The 15,878-nt window shown below is 68.6% G+C and carries 14 protein-coding genes and 1 tRNA gene; 6 read left to right on the top strand and 9 right to left on the bottom strand.

Annotation, left to right across the window (positions count from 1 at the left end):
* Positions 1 to 5 precede the first annotated feature (5 nt).
* Both P7B02_RS13465 and cobA read right to left on the bottom strand, forming a co-directional pair.
* Entirely contained in the window at positions 6 to 365 is a 360-nt protein-coding gene (locus P7B02_RS13465) for a DUF2849 domain-containing protein (RefSeq protein WP_277786866.1), read from the bottom strand.
* Positions 362 to 1,204: a uroporphyrinogen-III C-methyltransferase gene (gene cobA, locus P7B02_RS13470; RefSeq protein ID WP_347276654.1), complete on the bottom strand. Its 843-nt coding sequence runs from the start codon at positions 1,202 to 1,204 to the stop codon at positions 362 to 364. Before cobA ends, P7B02_RS13465 begins: the two co-directional genes overlap by 4 nt.
* A 177-nt stretch (positions 1,205 to 1,381) precedes the next feature.
* Between cobA and gcvA the strand changes: the two genes are divergently transcribed.
* A complete protein-coding gene (gene gcvA / locus P7B02_RS13475; protein WP_277786867.1) occupies positions 1,382 to 2,338 on the top strand; it encodes a transcriptional regulator GcvA in 957 nt (318 codons plus the stop codon).
* Between the two features lie 7 nt (positions 2,339 to 2,345).
* The gene (locus P7B02_RS13480) at positions 2,346 to 2,681 is read left to right on the top strand and encodes a chorismate mutase (protein ID WP_277786868.1); all 336 of its coding nucleotides are present in this window, start codon (positions 2,346 to 2,348) and stop codon (positions 2,679 to 2,681) included.
* Here the strand turns inward: P7B02_RS13480 and P7B02_RS13485 are convergent, their stop codons facing one another.
* A complete protein-coding gene (locus P7B02_RS13485) occupies positions 2,682 to 3,011 on the bottom strand; it encodes an Hpt domain-containing protein (RefSeq protein ID WP_277786869.1) in 330 nt (109 codons plus the stop codon).
* Positions 3,012 to 3,095: 84 nt separating this feature from the next.
* On the opposite strand from P7B02_RS13485, the gene P7B02_RS13490 reads away from it, so the two are divergent.
* Positions 3,096 to 3,171, top strand: a tRNA-Lys gene (locus P7B02_RS13490).
* Between the two features lie 59 nt (positions 3,172 to 3,230).
* Here P7B02_RS13490 and P7B02_RS13495 read toward each other — a convergent pair.
* From P7B02_RS13495 to P7B02_RS13515, 5 genes are all read right to left on the bottom strand, one after another.
* A complete protein-coding gene (locus tag P7B02_RS13495; RefSeq protein ID WP_277786870.1) occupies positions 3,231 to 3,584 on the bottom strand; it encodes a MerR family transcriptional regulator in 354 nt (117 codons plus the stop codon).
* Positions 3,585 to 3,589: 5 nt separating this feature from the next.
* Entirely contained in the window at positions 3,590 to 4,336 is a 747-nt protein-coding gene (locus P7B02_RS13500) for an IclR family transcriptional regulator (protein WP_277786871.1), read from the bottom strand.
* A gap of 57 nt (positions 4,337 to 4,393) precedes the next feature.
* On the bottom strand, positions 4,394 to 5,875 hold the full coding sequence (locus P7B02_RS13505) for an MmgE/PrpD family protein (RefSeq protein ID WP_277786872.1): 1,482 nt from the start codon (positions 5,873 to 5,875) through the stop codon (positions 4,394 to 4,396).
* Positions 5,876 to 5,938: 63 nt separating this feature from the next.
* Positions 5,939 to 8,854, bottom strand: coding sequence for a TonB-dependent receptor plug domain-containing protein (locus tag P7B02_RS13510; RefSeq protein ID WP_277786873.1), 2,916 nt, complete (start codon positions 8,852 to 8,854; stop codon positions 5,939 to 5,941).
* Between the two features lie 130 nt (positions 8,855 to 8,984).
* Positions 8,985 to 9,719 (bottom strand): IclR family transcriptional regulator, encoded by a 735-nt coding sequence (locus tag P7B02_RS13515; protein ID WP_277786874.1) that lies wholly within the window; start codon positions 9,717 to 9,719, stop codon positions 8,985 to 8,987.
* A gap of 150 nt (positions 9,720 to 9,869) precedes the next feature.
* Between P7B02_RS13515 and P7B02_RS13520 the strand changes: the two genes are divergently transcribed.
* From P7B02_RS13520 to P7B02_RS13530, 3 genes are read left to right on the top strand one after another with little or no spacing between them, the layout of a single operon-like run.
* Complete coding sequence (locus P7B02_RS13520) at positions 9,870 to 11,003, top strand: serine hydrolase domain-containing protein (protein ID WP_277787150.1); 1,134 nt, start codon at positions 9,870 to 9,872, stop codon at positions 11,001 to 11,003.
* Positions 11,004 to 11,016: 13 nt separating this feature from the next.
* Entirely contained in the window at positions 11,017 to 12,624 is a 1,608-nt protein-coding gene (locus P7B02_RS13525) for a carboxylesterase/lipase family protein (RefSeq protein ID WP_277786875.1), read from the top strand.
* 18 nt (positions 12,625 to 12,642) lie between these two features.
* The gene (locus P7B02_RS13530; RefSeq protein ID WP_277786876.1) at positions 12,643 to 14,256 is read left to right on the top strand and encodes a carboxylesterase/lipase family protein; all 1,614 of its coding nucleotides are present in this window, start codon (positions 12,643 to 12,645) and stop codon (positions 14,254 to 14,256) included.
* Between the two features lie 36 nt (positions 14,257 to 14,292).
* Here P7B02_RS13530 and aceB read toward each other — a convergent pair whose 3' ends face one another.
* Positions 14,293 to 15,873: a malate synthase A gene (gene aceB / locus P7B02_RS13535; protein WP_277786877.1), complete on the bottom strand. Its 1,581-nt coding sequence runs from the start codon at positions 15,871 to 15,873 to the stop codon at positions 14,293 to 14,295.
* Positions 15,874 to 15,878: the final 5 nt, after the last annotated feature.

Here is a 15,878-nt window from a genome sequence, read left to right on the forward strand (position 1 = left end):
TCCCCTTACTTTCTGCGGATCAGATCAAGACGGCCCGAGGACCGCGCCGCGCCGGAGGCGTGTTGCAGGGCCTCGATGGCCGCGCCGCCCTCGGCCTGCTTGCCGTGGGTGGGTTCGTTGGTGGGGCCTAGCGCCCGGATGCGCTCGCGATAGCTGACGGGCGCGAGACCCGAGCCGCTTTCGACCACGTCGATCAGATAGGGTTCGACGATCACCTTGGGCTGGCCCTTGCCCACGGCCACGGCGGCCTCGCCGGGTTCAGCCTCGGTGAAGAGTTCGGCGTCGGCGAAGCGCTCGACCCACTGGCCGGCCTTCCAGAACACGACCTCGCCGTCGATCAGGCGGTTGGCGGTGACGACCTTCATGCCAGGGCGCTCCGGTTGGTCAGGATGTCCAAGGCCAGATCGGCGCCGCCCGCCTGGGCCAGCGCCATGGCCTCGCCGACCATCAGCAGCGCCGGGCCCGACAGGCCGGCTGCGACCTCGGCCAAGTCGGACAGGGTGGTTGTGATGCGCTGCTCGTCAGCGCGGCTGGCGTTGACGACTACCAGGGCCGGCGTCGCCGACGCACGACCGGCGTCCATCAAGCGGCCAGCAATCAGGCCCGCCGTCGACAGACCCATATAGATCACCACCGTGTGGTTGGGCCGCGCCAGAGCCGGCCAATCCAGATCGGGCTCACCGTGTGCGGCGTGACCGGTGACGAAGGTCACCGCCTGCGCCGCGCCGCGATGCGTCAGGGGCGCGCCGGAGGAGGCGCCGGCGGCCAAAGCCGCGGTGACGCCAGGAATGACCGTGCAGTCGACGCCCGCGGCGCGGCAGGCCTCGAGCTCCTCGCCGCCGCGGCCGAAGATGAAGGGATCGCCACCCTTCAGGCGCACCACAGACAGGCCGTCCTGGGCCAGCGCCACCAGCAGGCCGTTGATGTCATCCTGCGGCAAGGTGTGGCGCGACTTGCGCTTGGCGACATCAATGCGGCGCGCCTTGGCTGGCGCCAGATCGAGGATTTCAGCGGAGACGAGGCCGTCATGGACGATCACGTCCGCGGCCTGCAGCGCCTTCAGGGCCTTGATGGTCAGCAGGTCCGGATCGCCGGGACCCGCGCCGACCAGCACTACGCTGCCTTCCACGCGCGCGTTCGAAGCCCCGCCGCGCAGGGCGACGAGACGGGCGGGTTTGGCGGAGGAAGCGCCCTTGAGGGACATGGGCCTTGCAGGTCCTCTAAAAGCTGAACCCTTGAATCGCCTGCGGGGCAGACCCGAAGATCCGCCCCGCAGCCCCCGCGGACGAAAAGGGCCGATACGCCTGCGGGTGGTTGCAAATTGGTTCGGGAGGGTCCAGATCGCAAACGAGGTCTTCTGCCGGGGCGTTCAGTAAAACTCATGGAAAAGAGCACCGAACGGCGGCGTCTTCCGCCCCTGAACGCGCTCCGCGCGTTCGAGGCGGCCGCCCGCCATCTGAACTTCAGCCGCGCCGCCGACGAACTGTCGGTGACGCCCGGCGCCGTGTCCCAGCAGATCCAGAACCTGGAGGAGTATGTCGGCGCGGCGCTGTTCAAGCGCACGCCCAAGGGCCTGCTGCTGACCGACGCGGCCCAGACCGCCCTGCCCGCCCTTCGCGAGGCCTTCGACCGCCTGGCCGAGGCCGCCTCCCTGCTCACCGCCGCTGTGGACGGCCGCCGCCTGAGCCTGACCGCCGCCCCCTCCTTCGCCGCCAAGTGGCTGGTGCCCCGCCTTGGCAAGTTCGAGGAGGCCCATCCCCAGGTGGACGTTTGGCTGTCGGCCGGCATGGAGGTCGTCGACTTCGCCGCCGGCGAGGTGGATCTGGCCATCCGCTATGGCTCCGGGCGTTACCCAGGACTTGAGACCATCCGCCTGCTCAATGAGACGGTGATCCCGGTCGCCAGCCCCGAGCTGCTGGAGCAGAACCCGCTGGAGAAGCCGGAGGATCTGGCGCGCCACATCCTCCTGCACGACGGCTCGCCCGACGCCGACCCCTCCTGCCCCGACTGGGCCATGTGGCTGGCGGCGCGCGGGATCCGCAACGTGGACGGCCAGCGCGGCCCGCGCTTCAACCAGTCCAGCCTCGTCATCGAGGCGGCGGCCAACGGCCGGGGGATCGCGCTGGCCAAACGGACCCTGGCCCAGGCCGATCTGGATTCAGGGCGCCTGGTGACGCCTTTCGAGATCGCCACGGCTGTCGACTTCGCCTATTACGTCGTCCATCCCAAGGCCAAGGGACGACTGCCGCAAGTGAAGGCGTTCGTCGCATGGCTGAACGCGGAGGCGGCGGCCCACGAGGCGGCGCTCCAAACCCTGGACAACGGCGCAGGCATCTAGAGACTTCATGCCCAAAGACATCCTCAGCGCGACCGATCCCCGGCCCGCGCCCGCCGACTGCACGACCATGATCGACGTTCGTCAGGGGGTCGACGCCCTGGACCGGGCGCTCGTGCTCATGCTGGCCGAACGCCAGCGCTACATGGACGCCGCCGCGCGCATCAAGCCGAACCGCAACGCCGTCCACGACCGCGCCCGCATCGAGGACGTGGTGGAGAAGGTGAAGGCCGCCGCCCGTGAGGCCGGCCTGTCGGAAGCCATCGCCGAGCCAGTGTGGCGTCAGCTGATCGACCGCTGCATCGCCTATGAATTCACCGTCTGGGACAAGACGCGCGAGGGCTGATCAGGCCTTCGCCGCCAGACTCTGGCGGTAGACCTCGACCTCCAGCAGAGCCGCATCCAGCGCCTGGCGCACGGCCCCGATCCCAGCGGGACCGATAGCCTCCGCATGCTCGCAGGCCTCGCCCAGCGGGAAGGCGCCGATGCCCCGCGCGGCGCCCTTGATGGTGTGGACGGCGTCGATCCACTGGTCGCCGTCGGTCTCCAGCAGCGCGATCCAGATCTGGGCCTGCTCGCAGAACAGGCCGAGCACCGCGTCGATGACCACGAAATCCCCGGCCGCGAAGCCTTCCAGATAAGGAAAATCGACGGCCTGGGAGATATCTTTCGTCATCGCTGAAACCACGCTTGCCAAGCCCATCTTTTCGAGTATGTTCCGCGCCTCGCCGCCGGGGCCAAGCGCTTCGGAGACGGGTGTGGGTGTATAGCTCAGTTGGTAGAGCAGCTGACTCTTAATCAGCGGGTCCAAGGTTCGAATCCTTGTACACCCACCACTTCTTCCCTGAAAAATAAGACCTTAGCGGGATGACCTTCGGGTCGCGGCCCGCCGTGGCTAGTCCGCCCGCTGCGATGACAACCGGTGGATCAACCGTTCCAGTTCGGCGAGCCGCGCGGCCTGGTCGTCCGGGATCGCCTCGAGCGTGCTGATCAATCCGTCCTGGCCGCCGGCGTCGACGACCTGCTGGATCTGATCAAGGCTGAGGCCGTGACGCCGCAGCGTCACGATCCTGGCGACGCGGTCGGCGGTGCGGGGGTCGTAGTGACGGGCGCCGCCGCGGCCGCGCGTGGATTTTATGAGGCCCCGCTCCTCATAGAAACGCAGGGTGCGGGCGCTGACGCCCAGGCGCGGCGCGAGGTCCTGAATGGAGCAATCAACGGCGGGCGCTCGTGAAGCGGTCAAGGTCATTGCGATCAACGCCGTTGCAGGCCCAGGCTAATGCGGCGCGCCGCATCGGCCAGGAGGTCGCCCATGGCCTCGCAGGCCGATTCATCGACCCGCTCCACCGGCGCCGACACCGAGATCGCCGCGAACGGCTCGCCCCGACTGTTCCTGATCGCCGCGCCGACCCCGTTCTCGTTGGGCCAGTTGGAACGATACGCCAGGGCAAAGCCCCTTTCGCGCGACCGCCGCAGTTCAGCGCGCAGCAGGTCCGGATCGGTGATCGTCTGCGCGCTGACCTTGGCCAAAGGACGCGACAGATACTCGTCGAGCTCCTCATCGGGCATGACCGCCAGGATCGCCCGCCCCAGGGAGGAAGGATGCATTGGTCCTGGCCGCCAGAGCGGCCAGGCGTGAGTCACGGGGTTAATCCCGTCCAGCCGCTCCACCAGCGCCATGCGAAAGCCGTCGCGCACCGCCAGATAGACCGACTCCGAGGTGCGGCGACGAAGCTCCTCCATCACCGGGATGGCGGCGGCGCGAAGATGACGCGTGGCGAAATCCGACGGCCCGACCGCAAGGCCGGCGCGCAGGGAGAGCGACCAGGCCCCCTTCTCGTCCGACACGGTCTCGATCCAGCCGGTTTCGGCCAGGGCGCGCAAAGCGCGCTGCACCGTGGACTTGGGCAGGTCCAGCTCACGAGCCAGTTCGGAGACCCCGGCCGGCTGCAGCCTGCCGAGGGCTTCGAGGATGTTCAGGGCCGTCTCGACTGGGCGCATGATGGTCTTCGTGTACTCAAGGTCATTCAGTGACGCTGGTTCGCGGCGCGATGCAACTCAGCGCGCCACGAGCCGCACGAGTTCGCCCCCATTTCGCAATGACGAGATGTCCCACACGGCTGCGACGACGTCCTTGGCGCGCCCGCCCCCCAGGAGCGGCGTCATCAGCTCCAGCGCCTTGGCCTCCACGTCGGCCTTGCTCATGGGATGCGAGGGGAAGCCTGCGACCCAGGGGACGAAGATTTCATGGCGGCGGCCATCCTCCTGGACCACCACCACGCGGGCTGACTCGGTTCGTGCCTGGCCTTCGGCGTGCTCCTGGGCGGGGTCGTGGACGACCTCCACGCGCGCCATCAGCGCCCTGACCGCCGCGTCCCCATGCATGCGCTGCAGGGACTGGGCGGAGACGAAGTCCAGGCGGCCGTCGATGAGGATGATCGAGGACAGGTAGCGCAGATTGAGCGCCGGCATCTCGGCGTTTCGGAAGGCCTCCCAGCGCCCTGGCATGGAGATGGTCACGCTGGCGACCTTGCTCCGGTCGATCTTGGGCAGGAGCTTCAGCAAGCCGTCGACGGCCGGCTGCGTCGGTCCGCCCACCGGATAGCGCTTGTAGGCGGTCTCATGCAGTTCGGTGCGCTCGCCCAGCCTTTCGATCAGGTAGTCGGGATTGCTCCCCTCTCCCCTGAAGATCGGCGAGCGAAACCAGCCGTTGGAAAGGTCAAAACTGTTGCGCACGCCGGTGAAGCCCGCCTCGACCATCAAGGCCGCCTGCAGGCCGTTGCGCGCGCCCATGCCGGCGAACACGAAGGACTTTTCGATGTGCTCGACATCCGACATCCATTGCCAGGACCCGGAGGCCTGCTGGGCGCAGTAGGTGAGCACGTCGCCGATCCGCGCCTCGGCAATGCCAAGGATTGAGGCCGCGGTCGCCGCCGTGCCGAAGACCGGACCAAAGCCGTGGTTGGCGATATTGGCCTTTTGCAGGTTCTTGTTGCCGATGGCGCGGGGCACGCGGCCGGCCAGCTCGTAGCCGACGATCACCGAGCGCAGCACCTGCTCGCCCGACTTGCCCCGCGCCTCGGCGAGGGCCAGGGCCGTGGTGACCACCGACGGTCCCGGCTGGACAAAGGAGGCCGGGTTGAAATCGTTGATCTCGGCGCCGTGGGCGGTCATGGCTCCGGCGAAGACGGCGTCGACCAGGGCGGCCTTATCCTTGCTGGCCAGGATGGTGACGGCGTTCTTCCTTGCGTCGCCCGTCTGGGCCAGGGCGTAGTCGCGCGCCAGGACCGACGGCTCCAGGTCGCGGCAGGCGACCGCCGAGGCGAGCGTGTCGAGGATGTGGCGCCGGGCCAGCTCGCGGTGCTCTTCCGGGAACGAGAAGCTCTGGCTTGTGGCGATGTAGCGCGACAGGGCCGCGGTGTTCTTGCCGGCGGGCGCGGCGCCAGGTCCTGGCTGGCGGGCGAGCGCCGGGACGACCGGCAGGGCGAACGCCCCAAAGGCCATGGCGGCGACGAGGTCTCGGCGATTGGCTTCAGTCATGACGCATCCTCGATGCAAAAGGATGCGGGCCCGCGTCCAGGCGGGCCCGCGAGGGAGGATTGGCTAGAAGCGGCGGGTCAGGCCGATCGAGTAGCGGCGCTGCAGCAGGTCGTAGAGCGCAAGGTCCGTAGCGCCCTGCCCCACCCAGCCCGGAGGCGCCTCATCGAGGAGGTTCTGGACGCCGGCGCGCAGCCGGGTTTTCTCATCGAACTGCCAGCTGGCCGCCAGATCGAAGTACTGGCGGGTCTTGACCCCCGGCAGGGTCGAGTTGGCCACGCCGACGGCGCTGTAGTGGCTCATGCTGTCGTTCCAGCGATAGCTGAGACGCACGTCCAGCGGGCCTTTGCGCCAGCCGGAGGTCAGGGCGACCTTCCAGTCCGGGAAGCCGATGGCGCCGCTGTCGATCTGGCTGTTGCCGATGGTGCCGGCGTAGTCGAGGAAGGGCGCCCCGGCCAGGTTCTGGATCTTGTAGTCCAGCAGGCGGGTGACGATCAGGTTGAAGCTCAGGGCGCCGGTGTCGCCCAGGCCGATGTCCGCCATGTCAAAGCCCCAGTCCACCTGAACGTCGACGCCCGACGTCTTGTAGGCCGCCAGGTTCAGGGTCGGCTGGCGCTGGGTCTCGATGCCCCCGTTGGCGTTGCGCTCGGTCAGGCTGCAATAGAAGTTGGCCGGATCGTAGGTCGGGTTGGACTGGCCGTCGGCGTTGAAGCAGCGCGACAGACCGACCTGGGCGGTGATCACCCCGATCGCGTCCTCCACCTCGATATTGTAGTAGTCCACCGAGGCTGACAGGCGACGAAGCAGCGGCGCCTCGAAGCGGCTCTGCCAGACCAGGCCCGCCGTGATAGTGTTGGCTTTTTCTTCCTCGAGCGCCTCGTTGCCCGAGGCCAGCCCCCCCACCGAGCTGCCGGCGAACCGATAGATGTCGATGATGCTGGTCCCCACCCCTTGCGCCAGGCAAAGGGTGCGCACCTGGGCGGCGTTGGGATTGAGGGCCGGGTTGCGCAGCCGTCCGCCCACGTCGCAGGGGTCGCCCGCTCCGATGGCGGTGGAGCCCAGGGCGGCCGAAGCGCGTTCGGGCGGCGCGTAGAGCTCGCCAAGGCTCGGCGCGCGGATGGCCCGCTGATAGCCGCCGCGGGCGCGAAGCCCGCCGCCCATGGCCCAGTCGACGGACGCCTTATAGGTGTTGACCCCGCCGACGAGGTTGTAGTCGGAGTGGCGCCAGGCCAGGTCGAGGTTCAGCTCGTCTAGGAACGGCAGGTCCCGCAGCACCGGCAAGAAGACTTCGGCGAAGACCTCGCGCACGTTGTAGGAGCCGTCGGTCGGCCCGGTCAGCTGCACGGGCCACACCTCATTGTACACCCGCGCGTTGTCCGGGGCGTACTCGTAGGTGGCGCGGCGGTAGCTGGCGCCGGCGGCGAACCTCGCCTGCCCGGCTGGCAGGCTGAACAGTCCGCCCTGAAGGGAGCCTTCGACGATCTGCTGCGTGAGCTTCGTCGTCTCCTTCAGATTGCGGTTGAGGAAGTTGTAGCACCCCTCCTGACCCGGCGTGTCCTCAAGGGCGGCGGGGATGAAGGGATTGAACCCGCCCGGGCAGACCGAGGCGCCGCCGTCGGCGGCGTTCACCAGGGTGTTCCAGGCGGCGATGTTGACGAAGCCGGAGCTGGTCTCGTCGGTCTTGGTCGTGCCGTAGGAGCCGTAGACGTCGAAGGTCCAGTCACGGAACGGGACTTTGCCTTTGACGCCCAGCACCGTCTCGTTGAGATCATAGGCGAACTGGTAGTCTGTGCGGCCGATGCGGCTGGTGCTGAAGACGAAGTTGGCCGGCGCGGTGGGGTTGGGCCGCGAGGCCAGGATCGTGCGAAGGTCCGCGGGAATGAACGGATTGGTCACCGGGATCAGGCCGGCGGGCGTGCCCGATCCGGCTGACCAGCCGGCGCGGCTGTAGGCGCTGTCGTACTGCATGTGGTTGAACTGGAAGTAGGCTTCCGCGTCCTGCGCCACATCGTAGGAGCCGCGCACGAAGGCGGTGTAGCGTTCGATGGGCGTCTGCAAAGGCAGAGTGTTGCCCAGCGGAAAGACCACCCGGTCCTCATAGGTCACATAAGGATCGTCGTCCGGATAGCGCAGGTTGAGGATCGGCGCCGCCGTGGTGAAGATCGTGCCGTCGCGATTGACGCCAAAGGAGGCGTTGCGGGCTGGCGTGCCGGCGCCATAACGGCCAAACACCGTGTTGAGCACCCCTTGCGATGGCAGGTTGGTGGCCGCCGAGACGAAACCACCGCCCTGCAGGGCGCTGGCGAAGCCGGAACGCTCGAAGAACGGGCGGCTGTCGCGATAGGCGCCCTGACGGTCAAAGTAAGTGACCGCGGCCACGATGCGGCCCCGATCATCGCCGGTCCCGGCGCCGAAGGTCGCCGAGAATGACACGGCTTCTGCGTCGTCGCGGTCGGTGATCCCGTAGGAGGCGTCGAGCTCGAGGCCCTTGAAGTCGCGCTTGAGCTTGAAGTTGACCACCCCGGCGATGGCGTCCGAGCCATAGATGGCAGAGGCGCCGCCGGTGATGATCTCGACATTCTCCACCAAGGCCGGGGTGATGGTGTTCAGGTCCACCGCGCCAAGCGCGTCCGAGGGCTGGGTGCGGCGTCCGTCGATCAGCACCAGGGTGCGCTGTATGCCCAGGCCGCGCAGGTTGGCGTTGTTGCGCCCCTGACGCGCCGGGCTTGAGCCGCTGTTGGCGTTGCTGGCCGCGAACTGCGGCATCTGGTTGAAGGTGGCGTCGAGGGTCGCCGGCCCCCGGGCGGCGATGGCGTCGGCCCCCACCGTGACGATCGGGCTTTCGGCCACATAGTCGGTGCGCGCGATGCGCGATCCGGTGACGACGATCTCCTCGACTTCCGAGGAGGCTTCCTGGGCGGCCGCGCCGCCCCCCCATAGCAAGGCGAGCGCCGAGGCGCCGCAGATGACGTTCAACCGCATGATCCACCCTAATGTTCTATTGTGCCGTCTTGCGGCACACTTTGCCGCTACATGCTGTATCGAGTGGAATGCCGTGTCAAACGCCCGTTAGAAATTGCGGTATGCGGCTCAGCGCGGCGCCGGATGGGCTTTAGATTTGGCCGACCGTTTCGGCGAGGCGCGCGCAGGCCAGGAGCAGGGCCTCGATGGCCGCCTGCTGCTCGGTTTCGCCCAGCCGCGAAGCCGGTCCCGACACGGTCAGGGCGCCGGCGGCGCGCCCGTCGCGGCCCATGATCGGGGCGGCCACGGCCACCACGTCAGGCTCGGGGCGAGACAGGGTGTAGCCGCGCTCGCGGATGACCAAAAGCTGGCGCAGGAAGGCGTCGGAATCGAAATCGCGCCTGTTGAGCAGGCGCGCCGCGACGCGCCGGACGATGGCGGCCGCCTCGGGTTCATGCGCGAGAATCGCCTGACCGCCCGCCGCAAGCGGCGCAGGAATGCGGCTGCCGGGCTGGGTGCTGAACTTCATGGGCCGGGGCGAGACGATCTTGTCGAGATAGAGCACGTCGTCGCCACTAAGCACCGTGAGACTTACGGTCTCGCCCGTGGCGGTCTGCAGGTCGGTCAGGAACGGCGCCGCGGCGCGACGGACCGGATGGTTGCGAACGGCGACCATGCCCACTTCCCAGGCCTTCAGGGTTGGCCGGTAGCGGTCGGTGACCGCCTCCTGATCCACATAGCCGAGCGCCGACAAGGTCTTGAGGATGCGATGCACGGTGCTCTTCTGGAGCGCCAGATCGTGGGCCAGATCAGACAGGCGCACGGGCGCCGGCGCGCGGGCCACCGCTTCCAGGATCGAGAATGCTCGGGCGACCGACGTGTCCAATTGCACACCTCCAATGGGGTGCGAAGCTAGAGGACAGGCGGACCGCGCCGCAAGTTCACGGCATTGACAATTCGAACAAGCGTTCGACTATGGGTTCAATATAACGAAACGCTGTTCCGCCTGACGGAACACGGGGAGGACGCGGTGGAGATGGGTGGGGGCGCCTGGGCGCCCGGGCGCAGAGGTCTGCTGGCCGGCGCGCTGAGCGCGGCCGGGCTGGCGCTGGGCGGTTGCGCCACCAGCGCCCCTTCGGTGAACGCCGCGGGACGCGGACCAGGCCCTGGCCCCTGGCGGTCTGGCGATCCCATGGCGCACGGCCTGTCGCGGGAGGCTCTGGATAGAGCCGCTGACACTCTTGGCGCTGCAGGCGAGCGGCAGGGCCTCGCCGTGGTCCGCGGCGGCGCGCTGGTCTATGAGCGCTACTTCGCCAACGATTGGCATCGCGCCGACCCGCACTGGCGCAACGTCTCCTTCTCGTCGGGCAAGTCGTGGGGCGCCACCATGGTGGGGCGCGCGGTCACGCAAGGCCGCCTGAAGCTCGACGACCTGGCGTCAGACTATCACTGCGCGCAGATGTCGGGCCTGCAGCCGCAAACGACCATCCGCCATCTGCTGACCATGACCTCCGGCGGCACGCTCAACGTAAAACCCAGCTCCAAGCCGCCAAAGCGGCTCGATCAGCCGGCCGTTCCAGGGCCGGGGGTGGACTATGAATGGCAGACCAGGGGCGAGCCGGGCTCTCCGGATGGCTATGGCCGGTCGATCGCGCCAGGCACGACGTTCTACTACGACGGCGCGGCGGCCGATCACCTGGCCGACATCGTCGCCGCCGCCGTGGGCGAGACCAGCCATGCCTACATGATGCGCGAGGTGGTCGCCGCTTTGGGATGCGAGGACTTCGCCTATCAGAGCGAAGGGATCGATCCGCGCGGCAACATCCGCATAGGCGGCTCGATCACCCTGTCCTGCCGCGATATGGCCAGGCTTGGCCAGCTCTACCTGGACAAGGGGCGATGGGGCGGCCGCCAGCTGATCGATCCCGCCTTCATCGCGGCGGCCTGGACCCCCTCCCCCCTCAACGCCTCCTACGGGTTTCTCTGGTGGCTCAACACCACCGGCCGCGTGCCGCTGGCGCCCAGGAGCATGGCCTTCGCCGCCGGAGCCCGGGGTCAGTTCTGCTTTGTCCTGCCCGAGCAGGACCTGGTGGTCGCCACCATGGGCTTTGGCCGCCAGCAACTGACCGCCGAAGCCGCCTGGGCGGCCCTGGCGCCCGCCCTGCTCTGAGGACGCCCGTACGATGATCCTCCTTCAAAGACGCATGATGCTGGGCGGCCTGGTCGCCGGCCTCGCCTTCAGCCGCGCCGCCTCGGCCGCGACGATGCTCCCGATCGTGGAGACGGCGGCGGGCAAGATCCGAGGCCTTCAGGCTGGCGGGATCAACAGCTTCAAGGGCGTGCCCTATGGCGCGCCCACCGGCGGCGCCAATCGCTACCTCGCTCCCCGGCCCGTCGCGCCCTGGACCGGCGTGCGCGACTGCCTCGACTACGGCCATGTCGCGCCCCAGGCGCCGTCCGACCGGCGGCACGCCTATGCCGACCTGATCATGAACGATGTCCAGCCGGGGGGCCTTGGTGAAGACTGCCTGGTCCTGAACCTCTGGACGCCCGGTCTCGACGCCGGGCGGCGGCCGGTGCTCGTGCGCTTCCATGGCGGCGGCTTCTACGGCGGATCGAGCAATGGACCGGGATCGGACGGCGAGATGCTGGCCAGGTTCGGCGACTGCGTCGTCGTCACCGTCAATCACCGCCTGAGCGCCTTTGGCTATCTGCATCTGGCCGAGACCGGCCCCTTCGCCGACGCGGGCGCCGCGGGCCTGCTCGATCTGGTCGCGGCCCTGGAATGGGTGCGGGACAACATCGCGCGGTTCGGCGGCGATCCCGGACGCGTGCTGATCTTCGGCCAGTCAGGCGGCGGCGCGAAGGTCTGCCACCTGATGGCCATGCCCTCGGCCAAGGGCCTGTTCCATCGCGCCGCGGTGATGAGCGGACCGCGTCTGAGGGCGGTCGATCAGGAGGCCGGCGCCAGGGCAAGCGACGCCCTTCTCAGGACGCTTGGCCTTGGCCGCGGCGACATCCGAAAGCTGCAGGCCCTGCCCTGGGACCAGATCCTCGCCGCCCAGGCCAGTCTCGAGGCCGAGGCGCGACGGCGCGGCGAGGCGCCCAACAACTTCGCGCCCGTGCTCGGCCCCGCCCTGCCCCGTCACCCCTTCGATCCCGACGCACCCGCTGTCTCGGCGCACGTGCCCCTGATCGTCAGCACGGTGCTCGACGAGCGCACCTACCGGGAACGCGATTTCGATCTGTCCTGGGCCGGCGCCCTGGAGCGCATCGCCGCCCTGGTCGGCGACGACGCGCCAGATCTCCTGGCGCGCTATCGTCAGGACGATCCCACGGCCACGCCGCTCATCCTCGTCGCCCGCGCCGTCAGCGACCAGACCTACAGACGCGGCCAGACCCTGATCGCCGAGCGCAAGGCCGCCCAGGCCAGGGCCGGCGGCGCGCCCGTGTGGAGCTATCTTTGGACGCAAGCCAGCCCCGCATTCGGCAGGCGCTATGGCGCGACCCACGGCATCGACGTGGCGGCGGCCATGCATGACGAGCGCCTGCCGCTCTATGGGCACTCCACCCTGCATCGACGCCTCGCCGACGACCTCGCCGGCGCCTTCGTCCGCTTCGCCGCCGCAGGCGATCCATCCGGCGGCGCCCTGGCCGACTGGTCGCCCTACACGCCCGATCGCCGCGCCACGCTCATCCTCGGCGCGCGGACGGGTGTCGTCGACGATCCGCGCGGTGAGTTCCGCCAATACTGGGCGGGGCGAGCCGCGGCCGCCCCCACTGACAGCTGATCCCCAAGGAGCCATCCCATGACCGCAGGCGACTTCACCCGGCGCTCCATGCTCGCCGCCGCCATGCTCGGCGCTCCCATGCTCGGAGCCGGCGTCTCACGGGCCGCTGCGCAGGACGAGCCCGTCGTCGAGACCCGCGCCGGCCGCTATCGCGGCCGCACGGTGGAGGGCGTTCATGTCTTCAAGGGCATGCGCTACGGAGCGGACACCGCGCAGACGGGCCGCTTCATGCCGCCGCGTGCGCCGGAAACTTTCGCGGGCGTCCGCGACGCCTTCGACTATGGCGATCAGGCCCCTCAGATCCCCAGCGCCCTGGCCGACGACCGGCCCATGAGCGAGGACTGCCTGCGCATCAATGTGTGGACGCCGCAGGCCAGCCGCGATCGCAAGCGGCCTGTGATGGTGTGGTTTCACGGCGGCGGCTTCGAAGCCGGCTCCGGCTCCGCCGCGGTCTATGACGGAACACGCATGGCCAGGCGCGGCGACGTGGTGGTCTGCACCATCAACCATCGCCTCAACGTCCTTGGCTTTTGCGACCTGTCACGGGCGTTTGGCGACCGCTTCGCCCAGTCGGGCAATGTCGGCTACCTCGACCTCGTCGCCGCCCTGGCCTGGGTGCGCGACAATATCGAGGCCTTCGGCGGAGACCCCGACAATGTGATGATCTACGGCCAGTCGGGCGGCGGCCGGAAAGTCAGCATCTGCTTTGCCGGAAAAGAGGCGGCTCCGCTCTTCCACAAGGGCGTCGTGCAGTCCGGCTCACATCTGATGGTGCAGACCCAGGATCAGTCGGACGCGCTCACCCAGGCCCTGCTCAAGGCGCTCTCCATCGCGCCCGGAGACGTTGCGGCCCTGCAGGCGGCGCCCCTGCGCGCGCTGATCGTCGCCCAGCGCAAGGTGATCGGCGAGGCTGGCTACAGGTTCGAACCCTGCCTCGACGGCGTCTCTTTCGAGGCTCATCCCTTCATCCCCAACGCCCCGGCGATCAGCGCCCGCAAGCCGATGATGGTGGGAACGACCCAGACGGAACTGTCCAATCAGCTGGGACGCGATCCTTCGGTCTACGTGATGGACGACACGCAGCTGGCGGCGAGATTGGCGAGGTTCATCCCCGCGGAGGATGTCGCCGAGGCCCTTGCGGTCTTCCGACGATCGGCTCCGCAAGCCGCCAACAGCGAGCTCTTCTTCCGGATCGTGTCGTGGAAATCCTACATCCGCAACGCGGTGATCATGGGCGAGCGGCGCGCCGCGCTGAACGGGCCGAACAACCCCACCTGGATGTACCAACTCACCTGGCGCTCTCCGGCCGAAGGCGGCCGACGCCTGAGCCAGCACACGCTGGACCTGCCGTTCATGTTCGACAATGTCGACAAGGCCGAACACCTTACCGGTCCGGCCAGCGATCAGACGCGGGCCATGACCGAGGCCATGGCCAAATCCTGGCTCGCCTTCGCCCACACCGGCGATCCCAATCATGCGGGCCTGCCACGATGGCCGACCTATGACGCCAGGCGGCGCTCCACCCTGCTCTTCGACATTCCGGTCGAACCGCGGGATGATCCGTTCAGCGCCGAACGCCGCTTCATGGATCGTTATGACCCGGTCCGCGCCACAACCAGCACCGAGGGGTGAAGGCCGCGCCGGTGCGCGCGGCCTTCAAACCAGCGCTCAGACGATGAGCCCGTAGGCAGGCAATGTCAGGAACTCTTCCAGCTGATCGGCCAGGACCATCCGCGAGAAGAGCTCCACGGCGGCGTCCAGGCGTTGCGGCGCGAACCGGGCCCGGATTTCGGCGACCTCCTCGGTGAGGAGCCGCTCGAACAGAGCTCGGTCGATCAGGCCGCCGTCGTCCAGCGTCGCGCCCAGCTTCACCCATTGCCAAAGCTGCGTGCGGCAGATCTCGGCGGTCGCCGCGTCCTCCATCAGGTTGTAGAGCGGCACGGCGCCCCGGCCGGCGAGCCAGGCCTCGGTGTAGCGCACGCCCACCCGGATGTTCTCGCGCACCCCGGCGGTCGAGCGATGGCCCGGGTGCAGCTCGAGCATCTGGCCTTGCGTGATCTCCAGGTCCTCCAGCTTGCGGTCGAGCTGATTGGCCTGGGGCATCAGACGGTCAAACACCTCCAGGGCCACGGGCACCAGATCAGGGTGCGCCACCCATGTGCCGTCATGTCCCGCGGAGGCTTCGCGCTCCTTGTCGGCGCGGACACGTTCGAACGCCGCGGCGTTGGCCGCCGGGTCGTCCTTGACCGGAATCTGGGCCGCCATGCCGCCCATGGCGAAGGCGCCCCGGCGATGGCAGGTCTGGATCAGCTTCAGCGAATAGGCGCCGAGGAAGGCCTTGCCCATGACCATGGCCGAGCGGTCCGGGGTGAGGAACTCAGGCCGCCGCCCCAGACGCTTGATGAACGAGAAGATGTAGTCCCAGCGCCCGCAGTTGAGGCCGGCGGCATGCTCGCGCAGCTCGTAGAGGATTTCGTCCATCTCGAAGGCCGCCGGGATGGTCTCGATCAGCACCGTGGCCTTGATCGACCCCTGCGGGATGCCGAGCGCCTGCTGGGCGTGGACGAAGACATCGTTCCACAGCCGCGCCTCGAGATGGCTCTCCAGCTTGGGCAGATAGAAGTACGGCCCCGAACCCTGAGCCAGAGCGGCGCGGGCGTTGTGGAAGAAGTAGAGGCCAAAATCGAACAGCGCGCCGCTGACCGCCTCGCCATCCACCTCCAGGTGACGCTCCGGCAGATGCCAGCCGCGCGGCCGGACCAGCAGAACCGCCGGGGTGGCTCCCAGGGCGTAGGACTTGCCCGACTTCGCATCGGTGTGGGACAGCGATCCGGCCCAGCGATCCTTCAGGTTCACCTGGCCGGAGACGACGTTGTCCCAGGTCGGGGCCGTGGCGTCCTCGAAGTCGGCCATGAACACCTTCGCGCCGCTGTTCAGCGCATTGATGATCATCTTGCGGTCCACCGGCCCCGTAATCTCCACGCGGCGGTCGAACAGGTCGGCCGGCAGCGGCGCGACCACCCAGTCCGCCGCCCGCACGTCGGCCGTCTCCGCCAGGAAGTCAGGCAGCTCGCCGGCGTCGAAGCGGGCCTGGCGGGCCTGGCGGGTCTCCAGCAGCGCCTTGCGCCGCGCGTTGAAGCGGCGGTGAAGGTCGGCCACGAAGCTGATCGCTTCGGGCGTGAGCACTTCAGCGGCGCGGCCTTCGACCGGCCCGACGACTTGGTGATGGGCGGCGTGGTCCAGGGGCATTCTTG

Origin of the sequence: Caulobacter segnis, assembly GCF_029543125.1 — a bacterium.
Classification (GTDB): Bacteria; Pseudomonadota; Alphaproteobacteria; order Caulobacterales; family Caulobacteraceae; genus Caulobacter; species Caulobacter segnis_D.